Source organism: Aeromonas bivalvium (assembly GCF_000819765.1).
Taxonomy (GTDB): Bacteria; Pseudomonadota; Gammaproteobacteria; order Enterobacterales; family Aeromonadaceae; genus Aeromonas; species Aeromonas bivalvium.
Window position 1 is genome coordinate 169,287 of sequence record NZ_CDBT01000063.1, and the last position, 18,670, is coordinate 187,956.

At 63.4% G+C, this 18,670-nt stretch carries 18 protein-coding genes; 6 read left to right on the top strand and 12 right to left on the bottom strand.

Annotation, left to right across the window (positions count from 1 at the left end; genetic code table 11):
* Positions 1-62 precede the first annotated feature (62 nt).
* Positions 63-1,118, bottom strand: a complete 1,056-nt coding sequence (gene ompA / locus BN1119_RS18825; protein ID WP_042001867.1) for a porin OmpA — start codon at positions 1,116-1,118, stop codon at positions 63-65.
* A gap of 217 nt (positions 1,119-1,335) precedes the next feature.
* On the bottom strand, positions 1,336-2,340 hold the full coding sequence (locus BN1119_RS18830; RefSeq protein WP_408800369.1) for an SGNH/GDSL hydrolase family protein: 1,005 nt from the start codon (positions 2,338-2,340) through the stop codon (positions 1,336-1,338).
* A 219-nt stretch (positions 2,341-2,559) separates the two neighbouring features.
* Between BN1119_RS18830 and BN1119_RS18835 the strand changes: the two genes are divergently transcribed.
* The gene (locus BN1119_RS18835; RefSeq protein WP_042001870.1) at positions 2,560-2,940 is read left to right on the top strand and encodes a YgiW/YdeI family stress tolerance OB fold protein; all 381 of its coding nucleotides are present in this window, start codon (positions 2,560-2,562) and stop codon (positions 2,938-2,940) included.
* Between the two features lie 60 nt (positions 2,941-3,000).
* On the opposite strand, the gene mltC is transcribed toward BN1119_RS18835, so the two are convergent.
* The 5 genes from mltC to BN1119_RS18860 all read right to left on the bottom strand — a co-directional run bounded on the left by mltC (position 3,001) and on the right by BN1119_RS18860 (position 8,061).
* The gene (gene mltC, locus BN1119_RS18840; protein ID WP_042001873.1) at positions 3,001-4,104 is read right to left on the bottom strand and encodes a membrane-bound lytic murein transglycosylase MltC; all 1,104 of its coding nucleotides are present in this window, start codon (positions 4,102-4,104) and stop codon (positions 3,001-3,003) included.
* Between the two features lie 140 nt (positions 4,105-4,244).
* Positions 4,245-4,517, bottom strand: coding sequence for an oxidative damage protection protein (locus tag BN1119_RS18845; RefSeq protein ID WP_042001876.1), 273 nt, complete (start codon positions 4,515-4,517; stop codon positions 4,245-4,247).
* Positions 4,514-5,587: an A/G-specific adenine glycosylase gene (gene mutY / locus BN1119_RS18850; protein WP_042001879.1), complete on the bottom strand. Its 1,074-nt coding sequence runs from the start codon at positions 5,585-5,587 to the stop codon at positions 4,514-4,516. Before mutY ends, BN1119_RS18845 begins: the two co-directional genes overlap by 4 nt.
* Before the next feature lie 181 nt (positions 5,588-5,768).
* A complete protein-coding gene (exeB, locus tag BN1119_RS18855; RefSeq protein ID WP_042001882.1) occupies positions 5,769-6,443 on the bottom strand; it encodes a GspB family T2SS assembly factor variant ExeB in 675 nt (224 codons plus the stop codon).
* Between the two features lie 49 nt (positions 6,444-6,492).
* Positions 6,493-8,061: an ExeA family protein gene (locus BN1119_RS18860; RefSeq protein ID WP_042001885.1), complete on the bottom strand. Its 1,569-nt coding sequence runs from the start codon at positions 8,059-8,061 to the stop codon at positions 6,493-6,495.
* Positions 8,062-8,206: 145 nt separating this feature from the next.
* On the opposite strand from BN1119_RS18860, the gene BN1119_RS18865 reads away from it, so the two are divergent.
* On the top strand, positions 8,207-9,448 hold the full coding sequence (locus BN1119_RS18865) for a multifunctional CCA addition/repair protein (protein WP_042001888.1): 1,242 nt from the start codon (positions 8,207-8,209) through the stop codon (positions 9,446-9,448).
* 79 nt (positions 9,449-9,527) lie between these two features.
* On the opposite strand, the gene BN1119_RS18870 is transcribed toward BN1119_RS18865, so the two are convergent.
* Together BN1119_RS18870 and BN1119_RS18875 are read right to left on the bottom strand one after the other, a co-directional pair.
* Entirely contained in the window at positions 9,528-10,793 is a 1,266-nt protein-coding gene (locus BN1119_RS18870) for an inorganic phosphate transporter (RefSeq protein WP_042001891.1), read from the bottom strand.
* A 25-nt stretch (positions 10,794-10,818) separates the two neighbouring features.
* Positions 10,819-11,499, bottom strand: coding sequence for a TIGR00153 family protein (locus BN1119_RS18875; RefSeq protein WP_042001894.1), 681 nt, complete (start codon positions 11,497-11,499; stop codon positions 10,819-10,821).
* Positions 11,500-11,669: 170 nt separating this feature from the next.
* Here BN1119_RS18875 and BN1119_RS18880 point away from each other — a divergent pair, with 170 nt between their 5' ends.
* Positions 11,670-12,644 (top strand): CYTH domain-containing protein, encoded by a 975-nt coding sequence (locus tag BN1119_RS18880; RefSeq protein ID WP_042001897.1) that lies wholly within the window; start codon positions 11,670-11,672, stop codon positions 12,642-12,644.
* Between the two features lie 82 nt (positions 12,645-12,726).
* On the opposite strand, the gene BN1119_RS18885 is transcribed toward BN1119_RS18880, so the two are convergent.
* On the bottom strand, positions 12,727-13,206 hold the full coding sequence (locus BN1119_RS18885; protein ID WP_244463764.1) for an energy transducer TonB: 480 nt from the start codon (positions 13,204-13,206) through the stop codon (positions 12,727-12,729).
* A 134-nt stretch (positions 13,207-13,340) separates the two neighbouring features.
* Positions 13,341-14,264 (bottom strand): LpxL/LpxP family Kdo(2)-lipid IV(A) lauroyl/palmitoleoyl acyltransferase, encoded by a 924-nt coding sequence (lpxL, locus tag BN1119_RS18890; protein WP_042001900.1) that lies wholly within the window; start codon positions 14,262-14,264, stop codon positions 13,341-13,343.
* A 210-nt stretch (positions 14,265-14,474) separates the two neighbouring features.
* On the opposite strand from lpxL, the gene hldE reads away from it, so the two are divergent.
* Both hldE and BN1119_RS18900 read left to right on the top strand, forming a co-directional pair.
* Positions 14,475-15,902, top strand: coding sequence for a bifunctional D-glycero-beta-D-manno-heptose-7-phosphate kinase/D-glycero-beta-D-manno-heptose 1-phosphate adenylyltransferase HldE (gene hldE / locus BN1119_RS18895; RefSeq protein WP_042001903.1), 1,428 nt, complete (start codon positions 14,475-14,477; stop codon positions 15,900-15,902).
* Between the two features lie 69 nt (positions 15,903-15,971).
* Entirely contained in the window at positions 15,972-16,301 is a 330-nt protein-coding gene (locus tag BN1119_RS18900) for an antibiotic biosynthesis monooxygenase family protein (RefSeq protein WP_042001905.1), read from the top strand.
* Between the two features lie 74 nt (positions 16,302-16,375).
* On the opposite strand, the gene tolC is transcribed toward BN1119_RS18900, so the two are convergent.
* Positions 16,376-17,716 carry an outer membrane channel protein TolC gene (gene tolC, locus BN1119_RS18905; RefSeq protein ID WP_042001908.1) on the bottom strand — a complete coding sequence of 447 codons (1,341 nt, stop codon included), beginning with the start codon at positions 17,714-17,716 and terminating at the stop codon, positions 16,376-16,378.
* Between the two features lie 307 nt (positions 17,717-18,023).
* Between tolC and nudF the strand changes: the two genes are divergently transcribed.
* Positions 18,024-18,665, top strand: a complete 642-nt coding sequence (nudF, locus tag BN1119_RS18910; RefSeq protein WP_042001911.1) for an ADP-ribose diphosphatase — start codon at positions 18,024-18,026, stop codon at positions 18,663-18,665.
* Positions 18,666-18,670: the final 5 nt, after the last annotated feature.

Below are 18,670 nucleotides of genomic sequence, written 5' to 3' on the forward strand. Positions count from 1 at the left end.
AGCGCGACCATGAAAAACGGGAGGCCAGGCCTCCCGTCGTTGTATGGCCGATGGGCCGCCGTTTACTGCGCCATCTCCGAGACCCCTTCCACCTTGACCTCGACTCGGCGATCCGGTGCCAGGCAGACGATGAGCTCGCGCTTGCTGCCGCTGGCGCAGCTGTCGCCGGTGACGGGGTTGCTCTCGCCCATGCCCTGTACCTGCACCTTGTCGGCAGGCAGCCCCTTGCCGACCAGGTAGTCGGCGACCGTCCGGGCCCGTTGTTCGGACAGCTGCTGGTTGTAGCTGTCCGAGCCGAGTCGGTCCGTGTAGCCCATGACGGTGGCCATGCCGTCCGTGGGTCTGGCGGCCTCTATCTGGGAGTAGAGGGTATCCAGAGCCTGGCTGGCCTCGGGTTTGAGGGTCGCCTTGTTGAAGTCGAACAGCACGTCCGAGCTCAGGCTGAAGGTATGCTCGACTGGTTGCGGCATGGGGGGCGGTGGCGGCACCACGGCCGGGAGCGGCGCCTCCTGGCCGAAGCGGTAGAGCATGCCGACCGCGAGCAGGCCGTTGTCCAGCTCGACCCCGGTCTGGTCCAGATCCATGTCGCCAAGGGGGGTGGTGTACTGGTATTCGAAGCGGGCGGCCCAGTTGCGATCGATGGCGTATTCGGCGCCGAGGGCACCGACGAAGACGGCGCCGCGATCATGGTCCAGCTCCCGGCTGTCGGTCCAGGCGTAGCCGCCACCGAGCCGGCCATAGAGATCCAGGCTGTCGGCGACCGGGAAGCCCAGCTTCATGGTCAGCTGCGCCATCTGGGCGCTCACGTCATCCTTGTCCTTCATGGTGGGGTCCAGCTTGTCGGTGACCTCGTAACGGTACTTGCCGAGCCAGTCATAGCCCAGCTCGAATCCGACATTCTGATTGACCTGATAGCCGACGAAGGCACCGGCCCCCAGATCGTCATCATCTTCCTTGCTGATGTCGGCCGCATCCTTGATGGCGTCGTTGTGATCGGCGCCATAGAAGTTTGACCAGCCCAGTTTGGCACCGGCATACCAGGTGTTGTCTTGTCCTGCCGCTTGGGCGTTTGCCGCCAGCAATCCAGAAACAATCAATGTAATCAATGATTTGTTCATATCGTGCCTCTGCAATTTCATATGAAGGAAGCATGCCGTCATGGTCTTCCCTTTGTGGTCCGGCGGTCATGGCCGTAGGACGCATTTAAAGTTAGTCGCTTTTGAAAAGGTTTCAACTGACTGAAATAACAATAGTTATTTTCCCGTGGCGGCAGGTGCGGGGCTGAGGGGAAGTCGGAGGCGGGCAGGGGGCTGGCCCCTGCCCGGGGAGGAGGGCTTATCTGGGGATGAATTCGTACTGGCTTTCGATGAAGGCACCGGCCCGCTCGCCGAGGGCGGCATGAACCACCCGGGTGGGATGGACCTGATCCCAATACATCTTGCCTTCGCAGTTCAGGGGGGCCGATTTGCGCATCATGGGGCTCGCCACCGCCTGGGCCAGCAGGGGGTTGCCGGCGATGGCGAGGCGCTCCGCGGGCGCGAAGGCGGCGAGCTGGCCGTCGCTCGCGGCGCTGCGGGCGCTGAACGGCTTCCAGACATAGCCACCGTCATAGCAGGCGTGCTCAGTGTCGCTCAGCCCGAAGTTCTGCGGCTCGCGCAGCATCTCGTCGAACTGCTTGTCGATGTCGAACAGGCGTACCAGGCCGGTGGGGGCGAGCTGACGCGCCAGGTTTTGCAGCAGCTCGTTGTGGTAGCGGGAGACATGGCTGGCGGCCTCGACCACTTGCTGGCTGCGGGCCGAGGGGTTCTGGCCCAGATCCGGCAGGTTGAACAGCAGTATCTGCTTGGCGCCATTGAGCACCAGGCGGTTGGCGGCATCGCTGATGGCATCGCGCACCCGCTTGGCATCCTGCTCCGTGTTCCAGCCGTAGGCCAGATAGTCGTTGGCGCCGACCCAGAGGATCACCAGATCGTCCGGCTGGAGCGCATCCTTTTGCAGGAACTGGGTGATCTCGTAATCCAGGTTGTTGATCACCTGGTACTTGGGATGCCAGGAGATCTTGTTGTAGGCCACGGCGGTGGCGCCGCCCTCGGCCTCATTGGCTATCTTCAGGCCGGGAAAATGGGTCGCCAGGTGCTCCAGCCAGACGGGGCCGTTGGAGAAGCGTCCCTCGTGGTAAGGCGGACTGGACGGCAGGTAACCGCGCATCTTGCCATACATCTTGCCGGTGTCGGACAGGCTGTCGCCGAACATGACGATGCGGGAAAAGGCGGGCGGCTCGGCCGCATGGGCCGTCTGGGCCAGCAGACCCAGCAGGCAGATAAAGCAGGCTCTTATCATGGAGTATCTCATCGGGCAGGGACCCGCCAGAGTGGCGAGTCATTTGAGAATGGTAACCTTGCCGAATTTGATTCAACAATCACCGTTTAGCCCGAAAGCGATTGCGCTCATGGCCGCTTCACCCAAATGGGGTGCTTCACGTTCGTTTCACGCTTCCTCTGACATCCTTGGCCCATACCCCCACTGACGGGGTCATTGCTGAAACCACAGGAGCATGAAATGAACAAAGCAAAGGTAATTGGCCTGGTGGCCCTGATGTCCGTCTCTTCCTTCGCCATGGCGGCCTATACCGGCCCCCAGGAGCAGAACAAGGTCTCGGTCGCCCAGTTGAAAGACGTGGCCGATGATCAGTGGGTGACCCTGGAGGGCAAGCTGGTCAAGCATCTGGGTGGCGAGAACTACAGTTTTCGCGATGACAGCGGCGAGGTGGAGGTGGAAGTGGACGGGGACGTGTGGCGCGGCATCGAGGTGGGCCCGAACGACCTGATCCGTATCCGGGGCGAAGTGGACCACAGCTGGAACAAGACCGAGGTCGAGGTCGAGCACCTGGAGAAGGTGGGGGCGGCGCCCCAGAGCAAGGGCGGCTTCATCGCCAACTAATGGGCCTTGGCTGAAAAAAGAGGGCGCTCCCGGAGCGCCCTCTTTGCCATCTCTGTCCCGTCAACCGGCACGTCTGATGCCGGCGCGCTTGAAGCCCTTCTCGGCCTGATTGACCTTGTAGAGGTAGCGACGGGCCTCCGCCTTGGGGTGTTGCTCGGTCAGGATCTGGTAGACGGCCTCGGGGGAGAGGCGGTTGATCATGCCGGGCGCCGCCTTGCGATCCCGGGAGAAGGTGTTGAGCACCCCGCCCGCGCCGCCATTGTAGGCAGAGATCACCGCGTAGCGCCGGGAGCGGGGATCCTCGATATTGGCCAGATAGACGGTCTGCAACAGGTGCAGGTAGGCGGTGCCCACGTCTATGTTGTAGGCCGGGTTGAACAGATCCTCCCGGGTGGGCTGGCCATTCTTGCCCTTGACCCTGATGTAGACGTCCCGCCCCGCGGTGGCGGGGATCACCTGCATCAGGCCATAGGCGTTGGCGTGGCTGACCGCATAGGGGTTGAAGCTGCTCTCGGTCTTGATCACCGCATAGATGAGGCTCTCGGCGACCCCGTATTTGCGCGACGCCTCCCGTATGATGCTGGCGTACTTGTAGCCGCGCTTGTCTTCGTGGTTCGCCACCATGGGGATATCGACGTAGAAGATGTTGCGAATGCCCAGGGTGCGCTTCTTCATGGCGGTGCTTAGCAGGTAGTCGGCGTAGCGTTCGGCGCGCCAGTCGAAGCGGATCGGCTGACCCTGGTTGTCCAGCACCTGGCCATAGAGGAAGGGCTCGCCGCCGGGCAGTATCTCCCGATCCGAATAGAGGTCAACTTCCGCCGGATCATCCGGGGTCAGCAGTGTCTCTATGATGGCGCGGCGCAGGTGGGCCTTGGGATCCAGCCCGGAAACGGTCTCGACCATGATGTGGCCGCTGGAGAAGTCGATGTGGGCCCGGCTCTTGTATTCGTCCGTGTATTTGACGTAGTCAAACTTGCCCGCAAACAGCGCCTCCCGGCCCCATATCTCGTTCACGTTATGGGAGAGGGCGCTGATCATGTGCTCGAAGCCGCGCACATCCTTGCCATTGACCAGATCCTCATCCTTGTCGCCGCCGGGCTTGGGGCTGGATGAGCAGGCAAAAAGCAGCAAGGTGGCGCACAGCAACCAAAAAATTCGGCCCATAGGATCCTCAAAATGGGCGGTCAGGCCGCCCGTCACGCATCGGCTGCGAGCCGGCAGAGGCGCCGCCTCGTCCTGGCTCACGGTACTGCTTGTCGGTCGTGGCCGGGGCGCCCCGGCTCACTCTCGGGGTTGGCGCCTGGTTACTGGCTGGGAGGGGTGTAGCCTTCGATGTCCACTTCACCCGCCTCGAACAGGTAGCTCACCATCTCCTTTTCCAGCAGCTGGCGATGCTCGACGTTCATCATGTTGAGCTTCTTCTCGTTGATCAGCATCACCTGCTTGCGTTGCCATTCGGTCCAGGCTTCCTTGCTGATGTTGTCGAAGATGCGCTTGCCAAGCTCACCCGGGTAGAGTTGGAAATCCAGGCCGGGGGCCTCTTTTTTCAGGCGTTGGCAAAATACGGTACGGCTCATGTTGACCTCTGTGGTTGCAAGTCGGGATAGCGCAGCAGACGCGCGGTGGCGGCGGCCAGACCGACCTCGTCGGGATGGCACAAGTTATACCAGAGTCGGGTATCGGCTTCCATGAGCGAGGCGGGCGGCGGCGCCGTCAGCTCGATGAGCAGGGGGCGAATATCCAGGTGAAAGTGGCTGAAGGTATGGCGAAAACCGGCCAGTTCCCGATAAGGCTGCTCGCTCAGGCCAAGACGGCTCAGGCAGGGGGTGACGGCCTCCAGGGTATCGACCTGGGGGAAGCAGTAGAGCCCGCCCCAGATCCCCTGGGGCGGGCGTTTTTCCAGCAGCAGCTGGTCGCCCTGGCGGATCATCAGCATGATGCCGCTGCGGGCCGGGATGCTCTTCTTGGGCTTGGAGTGGGGGTAGGCGGTGGGGTTGCCCTGCGACAGCCCCTGGCAATCGCTCTGCACCGGGCAGCGCTCACAGGCGGGCTTGCTGCGGGTGCAGACGGTGGCGCCCATGTCCATCATGGCCTGGTTGTACTGGGCGACCCCGAGCCTTGGGGTGAGGCGGGTCGCCAGCTCCCAGAGATCGTTCTCCACCTGTTTCTGGCCGGGCCAGCCCGGCAGCGCCAGCCAGCGGGTCAGTACCCGCTTGACGTTGCCATCCAGGATGGCGTGGGGCTGGCCGAGGGAGAGGGAGAGCACGGCGCCCGCGGTGGAGCGCCCTATGCCGGGCAGGGCCATCACCTCCTCCAGCCGCTCCGGGAACAGGCCGCCATGGTCATCGCGGATCTGCCGGGCGGCCTTGTGCAGGTTGCGGGCGCGGGCGTAGTAGCCCAGGCCGGTCCAGTGGTGCAGCACCTCGTCGACGGGGGCATCGGCCAGGGCCTGCACATCGGGGAAGCGGGCCATGAAGCGCTCGTAGTAGGGGATCACGGTGGCGACCTGGGTCTGCTGCAACATGATCTCGGAGACCCAGACCCGGTAGGGGGTCTTCTCCTGCTGCCAGGGCAGGGTCTTGCGCCCATGGATCTGATACCAGTCCAGGATGCGGCTGGCGAAGGTGGCGTTGCTCGAATTGCTCACGTTGTGCTCATGTCATGGCGTGAAAGCCCAATCTGGTCATGGCCGGGCCCCGGGCAACCGGGGCGGCTGGTGGCGCAACTGACTCACATTGGCTCTCATCTTGTTGATTAAAAAGGGGAGCTCTCGGGCTCCCTCTCCTCTCTTGTCATCGGGGGCGGCGGGCGGCTTGGCCGCCTCGGGATCAGCCCGGCCAGTCCTGCAGGGCCTTGAGGCTGACGGACTGGCCGCCCACCCCCAGCACTATGTAATCCTGGGCGATGGCCTGGAGCTGTACCCCGGGCGCCACCTCATTGCCTTCCCGCACCTCGCGGCCGTTGATCACCACGCTGCGCTTGGCCGGGTTGGAGGAGTAGAGGTGGGCCCCATAGGCGAGCCGGGGCACCTGCTGGCGCAACTCTGCCGGCAGGGCCGCGATGGGCATCACCTGGGGCGCCGCCGCTGGGCGGCTGGGCTCGGGGGCCAGGGGCACATTGTTGAGGGCGTTTTGCAGCAGCTGGGCGAGATCCTGGCTGTCCCTGGTCTGACTCGCCTGGGCCTGGGCCGGTTTGGGCTTGACCACGGGCTCGGGCAGGGGCGGCGGCAGGGGGCGGGTGACCATGGCCCTGGGTTCGACCCGCATGAAGGGGGCCGTCACCCGCTCCTCGACCTCGACCCGCTCCTCGATGGGCTTGTTATGGAGCAGATGCCAACCGTAGTTGGCCGCCGCCCCCATGACGATGGCCAGGGGCACCAGTGCCCACCAGAGCCAGGGGCGATCGGCTTCTTCCTCCCGGCTGACCGGCAGGCCCATGGCGGGAATGTGGGGGGCGTGCTGGGGCGCATCGGCCCGGCGCAGGGCCTTGAGCAGGGTCGACATCAGGCGGTCACTCCAGCAAACGAACGTAGGGGACGAAACGGGCTTGGCATCAGGAGGCCTCCTCCAGCTTGGGCATGGGTTCCCCTGCCATCACGTTGAGGCGCAGCAGGGTATTGCTGCCGGCGATGCCGTCCGGAGTCAGCCCCTGCTCGCGCTGGAACTGCTGCAACTTGGCTTTTAGCTGTGCATCGAAGCGGCGCACCTTGCGCTCGGGCTGCTGCAGGGCGCGGCTCAGGGCCGTATCGAGCCACTGCACCTGTTCGGCGCCGGCATTGCTGCCAATGAGGGCCACCCCTCCCTTGGGCAGGCGCCAGAGCAGGGTGTAGCTGCCGCCCCAGTTGTCTTCCAGCCACTGGCGCTCCACCTGCCAGCTCTGCTTGCCGATGAGCAGGGAGGCCTTGTCGGGCCCGAGCTGGGTGAGGGTTGCGTAATAGAGGCCGCCCAGCTCGTCGTTCAGACTGATGAGGGCCGGGTATTGCAGGGCCTGGAGATCGGCCAGGGAGCCCTCTTCTTCCAGACAGCGCAACCCGGCGCGGGGCGCGTTGTCGCAGCTGGCCTCCTCGCGGCTGGTCTGATAACCCCACACCTTGTAGAGATTCTGCATGGCGACCTCGGGCTCCAGCGCCTGATTGATGGCGCGGGTCAGCTGTTCCTGCTGCTCTGCGGTGTCATCGACCGTCACCGGCACCTCCACCTTGATGCGGGGGCGCTCGGGGAAGACGCCAACCAGCTGCCAGCCCCACCAGCCGAGGGCGACCAGCAGGGCTCCCGCCAGGGCCACCGCCAGACCGGATTGCCAGCTCCCCTCGTCGCGAAGGCCACTCACCTCATAGGCGGCCACGGCGATGTCCTTGTGGCTCACCTTGTGGCTGGCGCGGGCGAAGGCGCCGATCAGGGCGCGGTCGCAGATGAGGTTGACGAGGCGGGGAATGCCGCCGGAGAGCCGGTGCAGGGTCGCGATGGCCTTGGGGGTGAAGATGGGTTGCACGCAGCCGGCCACCTGCAGGCGAAAGCGGACATAGGCATCGAGATCCCCGGCAGAGAGGGGCAGCAGGTGGTAGCGGGCCGTGATGCGCTGGGCCAGCTGACGCAGCAAGGGCTGGCGCAACATTTGTTGCAACTCGGGCTGGCCTATCAGGATCACCTGCAGCAGCTTCTTCTCGTCGGTCTCCAGGTTGGTGAGCAGGCGCAACTGCTCCAGCACACCGGGCAGGAGGTGCTGGGCCTCGTCGACCAGCACCACGCTGCGCTTGCCCGCCGCCAGGTTGGCGAGCAGGTGATCGCGGATGAGGTCGAACAGGGTCTTGAGGCTGGCATCCTTGTCATAGGGGAGCTGGTACTCGTCACAGATGGCCGCCAGCAGATCCCGCTCGGTGAGAGAGGGATTGAGGATGTAGGCGATCTCGGTGTCGGCGGGCAGCTGTTGCAGCAGGCAGCGGGACACAGTGGTCTTGCCGGTTCCCACCTCGCCGGTGAGCAGCACGAAGCCGCCGCCCTCTTGCAGGCCGTAGTTGAGATGGGCAAGCGCCTCCCCGTGTCTCTCGCTCATGTAGAGATACCTGGGGTTGGGGGAGATGGAAAAGGGCGCTTCCGACAGACCGAAGAACTGTGTGTACATAAGGATCCATTCCATTGTGATGGCGGCAGGTTAAAGCCTCACCGGGGTTATGTCAAAGACCCGGAAACCCTATCTGGTGGGGGTCATCGTACCCGGGGGACAAAGCCGATATAATCGGGGCTGCATCCATGAGGGGAGAGTCGATTTGCAGATCTATCTGGTAGGGGGAGCGATCCGGGATCGCCTGTTGGGATTGCCCCGGGGCGATCAGGATCACCTGGTGGTGGGGGCGACCGTGGCCCAGATGCTGGCGCTGGGGTATAGCCAGGTCGGTCGTGACTTCCCCGTGTTTCTCCACCCCGAGACCCATGAGGAGTACGCCCTGGCGCGCACCGAACGCAAGCAGGGCCTGGGCTATACCGGCTTCGTCTGCCACGCGGCGCCGGATGTGACCCTGGAGCAGGATTTGTTGCGCCGGGATCTCACCATCAACGCCATCGCCGAGGATGAACAGGGCAACCTCCATGACCCCTATGGCGGCCTGGCGGATCTCGAGTCGCGCCTGCTGCGCCACGTCTCCCCGGCGTTCAGCGAGGATCCCCTGCGCATCCTGCGGGTCGCCCGCTTCGCCGCCCGCTTCCACGGTCAGGGCTTCGTGGTGGCGCCCGAGACCCTGGGGCTGATGCGGGAGATGACCGAGGCCGGCGAGCTGGCTCACCTGACCCCGGAGCGAGTCTGGAAGGAGCTGGAGAAAGTGCTGATGGGGCCCACACCTGCGGTCTTCTTCGAGGTGCTGCGCGAATGCGGCGCCCTCAAGGCCCTCTTCCCCGAGCTCGATGCCCTGTTCGGGGTGCCGGCCCCCGCCAAGTGGCACCCGGAGATCGACACCGGCATCCACACCCTGATGGTGCTTGAGCAGGCCTGCCAGCGTTCCCCCGCGCTGGCGGTACGCTTCGCCGCCCTGTGCCACGACTTTGGCAAGGGGCTGACCCCGCCCGCGTTCTGGCCCAGTCACCACGGCCATGGCCAGAAGGGCCTGCCCCTCATCCGTGATTTCTGCGCGCGCTTCAAGGTGCCCGGGGATTGCCGGGATCTGGCGCTCTTGGTGAGCGATCTGCACACCCATATCCACATCGCCTTCGAGCTCAAGCCGGCCACCCTGCTCAAGGTGTTCGACAAGGCGGATGCCTGGCGCAGACCCGAGCGGTTCGCCCAGCTGCTGGATGCCTGCCGCGCCGACTTCCATGGCCGTACCGGCTTCGAGGAGCGGGTCTATGCCGAACCCGACTATGTGGCGGCGGCCCTGGCTGCCGCTCAGGCGGTGCCGGTGCAGGAGATAGTAGCGGCGGGGTTCAAGGGGGAGGAGATCCGCCAGCAGCTCGCCAAACGGCGGCTCGATGCCATCAGCCGGGTGCGCGATGAGTGGACCTTCCTCGGCGAGGCGTGACTTAGTGGCGAGGGAGGGGAACGGATAAAGAAAAGCCCGGGTCAGTGACCCGGGCTTTTTGCTGGCTGGCTTGGCGGCATCAGGAGAAGCAGGCTTCCAGCACGTAGAAGATGGCGATGGCCAGGATGGCGCCGGCGGGCAGGGTGATGACCCAGGAGACCACGATATTGCGCAGCACCCCCAGGTTAAGGGCCGCGATGCCGCGGGCCAGGCCCACACCCATCACGGCACCGACCAGGGTCTGGGTGGTGGAGATGGGCAGACCCGTGCCGGAGGCGATGACCACGGTGGCGGCGGTCGCCAGCTGGGCGGCGAAGCCACGGCTCGGGGTCAGGTGGGTGATACCGGTACCGACGGTCGCCATCACCTTCTCGCCCATGGTCGCCAGACCGATGACGATGCCGATGCCGCCGAGCGGCAGTATCCACCAGGCGATGGAGGACTGACCCGTGATCTGGCCGGCGCTCTCGACGGTGGAGACCACGGCGGAGAGAGGGCCTATGGCGTTGGCCACGTCGTTGGAGCCGTGGGCGAAGGCCATGGCACAGGCGGTGATCACCATCAGGATGCCGAACACCTTCTCCACGTTGGCGAAGTGCATCTTGTTGTCATCGACCGGGTTGTAGTTCTGACCGCGGATGTAGAACCAGCCGGCGATGGCCACGGCCACCGAGATGCCCACTGAGAGCAGGATCCCTTCGCCGTTGCTCAGGTGCAGACCGACGTGGGACAGCCCCTTCTTGATGGTCACCAGGCAGATCACCAGGGAGGTGAGGAACATGTAGAAGGGCACGTAACGCTTGGCGTTGGTCAGGGGATCATCTGTGTTGAAGATGAGCTTCTGAACGCTGATGAACATGAAGTAGGCGATGACCCCGGACAGGGCCGGCGTGACCACCCAGGAGCCGACGATGCCGCCGAACTTGCTCCATTGCACCGCTTCCGGGCCCACGCTCACCACGGCGAAGCCGACGATGGCCCCTATGATGGAGTGGGTGGTGGAGACGGGCCAGCCGAAGTAGGAGGCCAGGATCAGCCAGAGACCGGCCGCCAGCAGGGAGGCGATCATGCCGAGCACCAGGATATCCGGCCTGTCGGTGAAGGCGGTGGTATCTATGATGCCATTGCGTATGGTGGCAGTGACCTCGCCACCGGCCAGATAGGCCCCGGCGAACTCGAAGATCATGGCGATGATGATGGCCTGACGAATGGTCAGGGATTTGGTGCCGACCGATGTGCCCATGGCATTGGCGACGTCATTTGCGCCTATGCCCCACGCCATCAAAAAGCCGAACAAGGCCGCCACGAGCACCAGAGTGGTGCCGTAATTCGCGATAATGTCCATTAGTAATTTTTACCCAGTCAGTCGATTAGGAACGAGCCAGCATCAGTTCCAGGCGGGCGCCAACGCGCTCGGCCTGATCCGCCAGATCACCTACCCATTCGAGGATCTTGTACAGGAAAATAACGTCGATCGGGTTGTAGTTGTGCTCCAGGGTCTGGAGTTTCTGCCGCAAACCAATCTGCATGGTGTCAGTATCGTCCTCGATCAGATCCAGCTGATGGATCATCTCGGCAACCATCTCCACTTCACGTCCCTTGAAGCCGGTTTCGAGCAGTTCATCGAGTTCTCCGATGGCTTTCTCGGCTTGGGCGGTCGCATCGATACAGCGTTTGAGATAGGCCATGACGTCGGCACGCATCTCGGAGGGGAATTCCATATGACGGCCCAGCATGCGCCCGGAAATATCCTTGGCACGGTTGGCTATCTTGTCCTGTTGGGTCAAAAGCTCCAGCAAGTCGGTGCGCGCCACCGGCAGAAACAGGCCACGGGGCAGTTTCAGACGAATTTCACGCTTGAGGATGTCGGCTTCTTTTTCCAGCTGGGAGATCTGCTGGCGGATCCGCTCTGCATCGTCCCAACGACCATCGGCGATGGCGTCAAAGAAGGGGATAAGCTGCTGGGAACACTCGTGAACTTTCACTATGTGCTTTTGCAGCGGCTTGATGGGTGACTTGGCAAAAAGGCCCAAAATAGTATTTACTGGCATGGTCAAACCTGTGTCGGTGAAAAAACACTCGATACGATTCTATGAGGCGCGCATGGTAACCGAACTGCGCGACCAATAAAACAGCGAACTTCATCTTAACGTCACGCAGGCATTATATCCGCGCCCTGTGGCCATCGCCTCCCCAAACTCCTTTTTCGCCCGGAAAACCTATGCAAACCGAGATTGAAATCAAATTCCTCGTCGCCGATCCCGCCCTCGGCGACCCTGCCGACAGCATGGCGAACAAGCTGGATATCTTCTTGAATTCACTCACTGTTGTTGACCATTCCGAGGTCGAACTCGGCAACATCTATTTCGATACCCGGGATCTGGCCCTGCGCCGGCTCGACATGGGGCTGCGCATTCGTCGCAGCAATGATTTTGCCGAACAGACCATCAAGTGCCGGGGAGAGGGGCTGGGCGGCCTGCATGCCAGGCCAGAATACAATGGGTCGGTGCGAGGTGAGCGTCCCTGTCTGGCGGATTTTCCCGCCACCATCTGGCCCCAGGGGGAGGATCTGGCGGCGTTGCAGGCGGCCCTGGTGCCTCAGTTTCGCACCGATTTCCTGCGTCGGCACTGGCTGATCGCCTGGGAGGGGGCCGAGATAGAGCTGGCCTGGGACAGGGGAGAGATAGTCGGCCAGGAGGGGCGCGAAGCCATCGACGAGCTGGAGCTGGAGCTCAAGCACGGTTCAGCGGCGGCCCTGCTCACCCTGGCTGAGAGTCTGGGGGCCATGCCCGGGTTGCGGCTGGGGGTGCAATCCAAGGCGCAGCGGGGCTATCGGCTGGCCGGGCTCGGCAAGGCCCTGGTGGCCAGGCCCTTGCCGCAGCGGGGCGATCTCGATGCGCTCTCGCCGCGCCAGCAAATCGCGCTGGGGCTGGAGCAGTGGCAGCATCACGAGCAGGTCTGCGTGCTGCAACAGGATATGGCCGCCTGGCCCGACCTGGTGGCGGGTCTGGCACTGATAGCCCAGGCGCTGGAGCATAGCGTCGCCATGGGCGAGCCCGCCCCCGAGTGGAACAAGGCGATGGCGCCGCTGCTGGCCGAGCTGGCACAGCTCGATGAGGCGGGGCGTCGCCGCTGGCTGGCCCGGGCTGATTATGTGGTGTTGCAGCTCGCCATCATCGCCTGGTTGCGGCAATAGGCGACGGCTGGGGGCAGGCAAGGTTGGAATGAAACAAGCGCGGGGCTCAGGGCCCCGCGCTCTTGTTTTCCGCATCCGGCGCTCAGCGCACCTGGGTATAGATCCTGGCCGTGCTGATGACGGGGTCGCTCCCCTGGCAGGTCTGGGCGAGGGGCGCCTGCTCGCAGGGCTGGCCATTGACCTCGATGCAGAAGTCGAAGCGGGTCTGGCCCTTGAGAGCTTGATGGCTCTTGTTGAACTCGGTCGCCTGCCACTGCCAGCGGGTGAGCGCCTCGATGGCGGCGTCGGAGAAGCGCTCGTCACTGCGCGATACGATGCGCACCTGGGCGGCCTCGCCGGTCGGGGTGATCAGATACTCCAGGGTGGCGCAGCCCATCTCGGCGGCGGCGACCGCATCCCTGGGATAGCGGGGCTCTACCTTGCGGCTGGGTTGCCAGTTGGCGGCAATCTCGGCGGGGGTGCTCAGTGCTCTGGGGCCGAGATCCAGGGGGGGAGACTGCTGGCTGCAGGCGCAGACCATCAGGGTGGCGGCGCTTAGAAACAGGTTTTTCATCATGTGCATTTGCTTCCCTTCGTGGGCAGGTACCCTGCTTATCATTTTGATTATTAATAAAATATCAGGCTGTGATTGAAAACCTCTTGCGGCTAAAAATGTTAAAAAAAAACCGCCGAGGCGGTTTTTTAGCATTAAAGCCATCAGTAATAGCTGGGATCCCCCTTGGCGGGCCGGGTCTTGAAGCGGCGATGGAGCCACATGTACTGCTCCGGCGCCAGGCGCACGGCGGCTTCTATCTCCCGGTTGGCCCGGGTGGCGTCCGCCACCTCGTCACCGCTGGGATAGTCGGCCAGCGGCGCCCCTATGTGCAGCTCATAGCCATGGCGGGTGCGGATGTTGTAGCAGGGTAGGGTGACTGTGTTCTTGACCCGGGCCAGGGTGGCGGTGCCGGTGATGGTGGCGGCGTGTTCCACCGCGAAGTAGGGCACGAACACGCTGGCATGGCTGCCATAGTCGTGATCCGGCGCATACCAGAGGGCGTCACCGTTGCGCAGTGCCTTGATCATGCCCTTCACGTCGGTGCGATCCACTAGGTATTTGTTGGAGGCGCAGCGCCCGTGGTACTGGGCGTATTCCAGCACGGGATTGGTGTTGGGGCGATAGACGCCGACCCCGGGTCGCACCAGGCCGAAGCAGCGGGCATTGAGTTCCAGGGTCAGAAAATGACAGGAGAGCAGCAGCATGCCCTGGCCTCGGGCCACGGCGTCCTGCACATGTTCTTCCCCCTTGACCGTCATCAGCTGGCGCATGCGCCAGTCGGGCCAGAACCAGGCCATGCCCACTTCGAAGATGGCACAGCCTACGCTCTCGAAGTTCTGCCTGAGCAGGGCTTCGCGTTCATCGCGGCTGAGCTCGGGCAGGGCCAGTTCCAGATTGCGGCGGGCAATCTTGACGCGGGATTTCAATAGGTGGCGAGCCAGGGTGCCGAGCTGGCGACCGAGCCACATCTGGCTGCGCCAGGGCAGGAGCACCAGCAGCCAGAGCAGGCCCAGGCCAAGCCAGCTGCCCCAGTAGCGGGGATGAAACAGCCTTGGGGTGAGGCGGGGAACATTGTCTTGGGCCATGAAAAATCTCTCGCTCGCAAATGCACATTTAGGGGAGCCCAGCCGGCACGGGGGATAGGCGCCCGTGCGAATGGGTCACTCGCAATCGGGGGATTCTAGCCGAAAAGCCGTGCCGCTGGCGAATGGTGCGCCCCATGGCTTTTTTAACACGGCGGCGGAGAGTGTGATAAAATCCCCTGCTGATTTTTCAGGTTTTGAGAGTCGATACAGATGAAGATCACCCTGCCCGATTTTGAAAAAGCCCGCGTCCTGGTCGTCGGCGATGTCATGTTGGATCGCTACTGGCATGGCCCCACCGGCCGCATCTCCCCGGAGGCGCCGGTACCCGTGGTCAAGGTGGAGCACATAGAGGAGCGCCCGGGTGGCGCGGCCAACGTGGCGCTCAACTCGGCTGCGCTCGGCGCCCATGCCGTGCTGCTGGGTCTGACCGGGCAGGATGAGGCCGCCGACGCACTGGCGGGCCAGATGGCCGGGGTCAAGGTCGCCTGCGACTTCGTGCGCCTGGGGGATTACCCCACCATCACCAAGCTGCGGGTGCTGTCACGCAACCAGCAGCTGCTGCGCCTCGATTTCGAGGAGGGCTTCCACGCCGTCGACCCTGCCCTGCTGATGAGCAAGGTGGAGCAGGCGCTGCCCCAGGCCGATGTGATGATCCTCTCCGACTACGGCAAGGGCGCCCTCAACGACGTGCCCGGCATGATAGCCCGCGCCCGCGCCGCCGGCATTCCCGTGCTGGTGGATCCCAAGGGGACGGATTTCGAGAAGTACCGTGGTGCCACCCTGCTCACCCCCAACATGTCCGAATTCGAGGCGGTGGTGGGCAAGGTGAAGAGCGAGCAGGAGCTGGTCAGCCGTGGCCTGGCGCTGGTGGAGCGTTTCGAACTGGATGCCCTGCTGGTGACCCGTTCCGAGAACGGCATGACCCTGATCCGCGCCGGCCAGGACGAGCTGCACCTGCCGGCCCAGGCCCACGAGGTGTATGACGTGACCGGTGCCGGTGACACCGTCATCTCCACCCTGGCCACCGCCCTGGCCGCGGGCAAGAGCCTGGACGAGGCCTGCGCCCTGGCCAATACCGCCGCCGGTATCGTGGTCGGCAAGCTGGGCACCTCCACCGTCAGCCCGGTCGAACTGGCCAATGCCCTCTACAACGAGCACGAGACCGGCTTTGGCGTGCTCTCCGAGCAGCAGCTCAAGATTGCGGTCGATGCCGCCCGTCGCCGTGGCGAGAAGGTGGTGATGACCAATGGCTGCTTCGACATACTGCACGCCGGTCATGTCTCCTACCTGGCCAATGCCGGCAAGCTGGGGGACAGGCTGATCGTCGCGGTCAATACCGACGAGTCGGTGCGCCGCCTCAAGGGGCCGGGTCGCCCGGTCAACCCGACCGAGCGCCGCATGGCCGTGCTGGCGGCCCTGGGGGCCGTGGACTGGGTCGTGCCCTTTGGCGAAGACACTCCTCAGCGCCTCATTGCCGAGATCTTGCCGGATCTGCTGGTCAAGGGCGGTGACTACCAGCCCGAAGAGATCGCCGGTTATGACGAGGTGACCGCCAACGGCGGCGAGGTGCGGGTCCTCAACTTCGAGGATGGCTGCTCCACCAGCGACATCATCAAGACCATCCGCGAGCGCGGATGAGTCAACCAGACCCGGCTTCGGCCGGGTTTTTTTATGACCCGCTTTTATCAAGGAGAGAGGAAGTGAGCGATGAGCGAGAGTGAAACCGGTCTGCTGGCCCTGACCCCGCCCTACTATGCGGTGATCTTCAGCTCCCTGCGCCGGGAGGGGGATGCGGGCTATGGCGCCATGAGCGAGCAGATGGTCGCCCTGGCCCGGGAGCAGCCCGGGTTTCTGGGGATGGAATCGGCCAGAGACGGGCTCGGCATTACCGTCTCCTACTGGCAGAGCCTGGAGGCCATCCGCCAGTGGAAGGGGCAGGTCGACCACGGTGTGGCCCAGCGGCGGGGGCGTCAGGACTGGTACAGCGCCTATCGGGTACGCATCGCTCTGGTGGAGCGGGAATATGGCATGATGTGACAGCCTGGCCAATATCGAGGCACGAGCATGCAAAAAGGCGACCCTGGGGTCGCCTTTTTCACAGAGGAGCCGGATCAGTAGCTGCGATTGCTGCTCTTGGGGGCATCCGCCGGGGCCAGCATCAGCCCCTGGTTGATATCCTCTATGTCCTTCTGCTCCAGCACGCCGGCGGCCTGCTTGAGGTTGAGGATACTGAGGATGTAGTTGTAACGTGCCTCGGAGAGCTTCTGCTTGGCGTCGTACAGCTTGCGGGTGGAGTCGAGGACGTCGACTATGGTGCGGGTCCCCACCTCGTAACCGGCTTCGGTCGCCTTCAGGGCGCTCTCGGCCGAGATGACGGACTGGGTGTAGGCACGCACCGACCCTATGCTGGCGTTGACGTTGTTGTAGGAGGAACGCACGCTGCTCTGCACCGAGCGGAAGCTGCGCTCCAGCTGCTCGCTGGCGGCCACATAGTTGTACTGGGCCTGTTTGACCTGGGAAGTGGTGGCGCCGCCGGTATAGAGCGGCAGCTTGAAGGTGAGCCCTACGTTGGCCTGGTTGTCGTTGCCGTCCGAGTTGCGGATCTCGTCCTTGTAGTCGTAATAACCGGTATTCAGACCGGCACCCAGATCCAGGGTCGGCTCATGGCCGGTCTTGGCCAGATCGATCTGCTCCTTGGCGATGTCCTTGCCGATGCGGGCGCTGTGCAGTTCCAGGTTCTTGTCCAGAGCCAGTTCCAGCCATTTGTCGGAGCCAAAGGCGGTCTTCTGCGGCGTGAAGCGCTCGGTATTGAGCACGTCCAGATTGCGATGATCGACCCCGGTCAGCTCGCGCAAGACTTCGTAGCTGTTGTCCAGGGTGTTCTCGGCGCTGATCTCGTCGGCCAGGGCCTGGTCGCGTGAGGCTTCCGCTTCATGCACGTCCGTGATGGCGGTCAGACCCACCTCGAAGCGCTGTTGGGTCTGCTCCAGCTGGCGCTCGACCGCCGCCTTGTTGGCGCGCACGAACTCCAGGGTGTCCTGGGCCTTGAGCACATTGAAATAGGCCTGGGAGGTGCGCACCATCAGTTGCTGCACCGTCAGGTTATAGGCGACGTCGGACTGGGTGGCACTCTTCTCGGTCAGATCCAGGTTGACCCAGTTGCTGCGACGATAGACGGACTGATCCAGAGACAGGCTGCCGGTGGCATTGCTGTTGGTCTGGGTGTCGTTCTTGTTGTTCAGGTAGTTGAGGCCGGCGCCCAGGTTGATTTGGGGCAAGAGGGCGGCGCGGGATTCATTGATCTTCTCGAATGCCTGATCGCGAACGGCCTTGGACTCCCGCAGCTGGGTATCTTTCTGCTGCGCCTGGGTATAGATATCGAGCAAGTTTTCAGCTTGGGCACTGGCGCTGAGGCCGAGCAGGACCATGACTGACAGGAGTGTTCTGTTCATAGATTCTCTTAACCTTATGTATTAACTCGAAGCTGCCGCTGGATGTAGGAAAGATATTGTCATCAACCAAGCCGGATTTCAGCTTAATCGAGTCACTATCCGCAAAATTTAACGAAAGCCATCCGGTTCTGGTCGAGGAGGCAGGCCGCAGATCCCGGGGGAGTTTCTCCCGCGAACGCCTAGCCAAATGCCCTGTGACTGCTAAAATCCATCGCTCATCGATGCCGAGCGTGAGTGAATGAATGTTCATTCATGAACTCGGATTTTATGGTCTAACCGGGCCAAGTCAAGCCGACGGGAGTCGCGGATGTCGCAGCAAGCCTTGCCAGAAACCGGCCACTACGGTGTGGAAGATGTGAAAATCATCGAAAAATCAGTTGGATATAACGGATTTTTCAAGGTGAATGTCTATCGCCTGCAGCACAAGTTATTTGCAGGGGGCTGGAATGAGCCCATCGTCCGCGAGCTGTTCGAGCGCGGCCATGCCGCCGCCCTCTTGCCTTATGATCCGGTTCGGGACGAAATCGTGCTGGTGGAGCAGTTTCGCATCGGTGCCATCGAGACCAGCCCCACCCCCTGGCTGCTGGAACTGGTGGCCGGCATCATAGATGAAGGGGAGACCGCCGAGGCCGTGGTGCGCCGCGAGGCGGTGGAAGAGGCGGGCATCGAGGTGGGGCGCTGCGAGCACGCCATCAGCTACCTGGTGAGCCCGGGCGGCAGCACGGAGCGCATCGAGGTCTTCGTGGGCGAGGTGGATGCGAGCCGGGCCGAAGGGATCCACGGCCTTGCTGAGGAGGGGGAGGACATACGGGTGCACAGGGTGAGCCGCGAGCAGGCCTATGCCTGGCTCAAGGAGGGGCGCATCGACAACGCCGCCTCCGTCATCGCCCTGCAGTGGCTGGCCCTGAACCACGGCGAGCTGCGTGCCCGCTGGCTGGCGGAGCGCTGAGATGG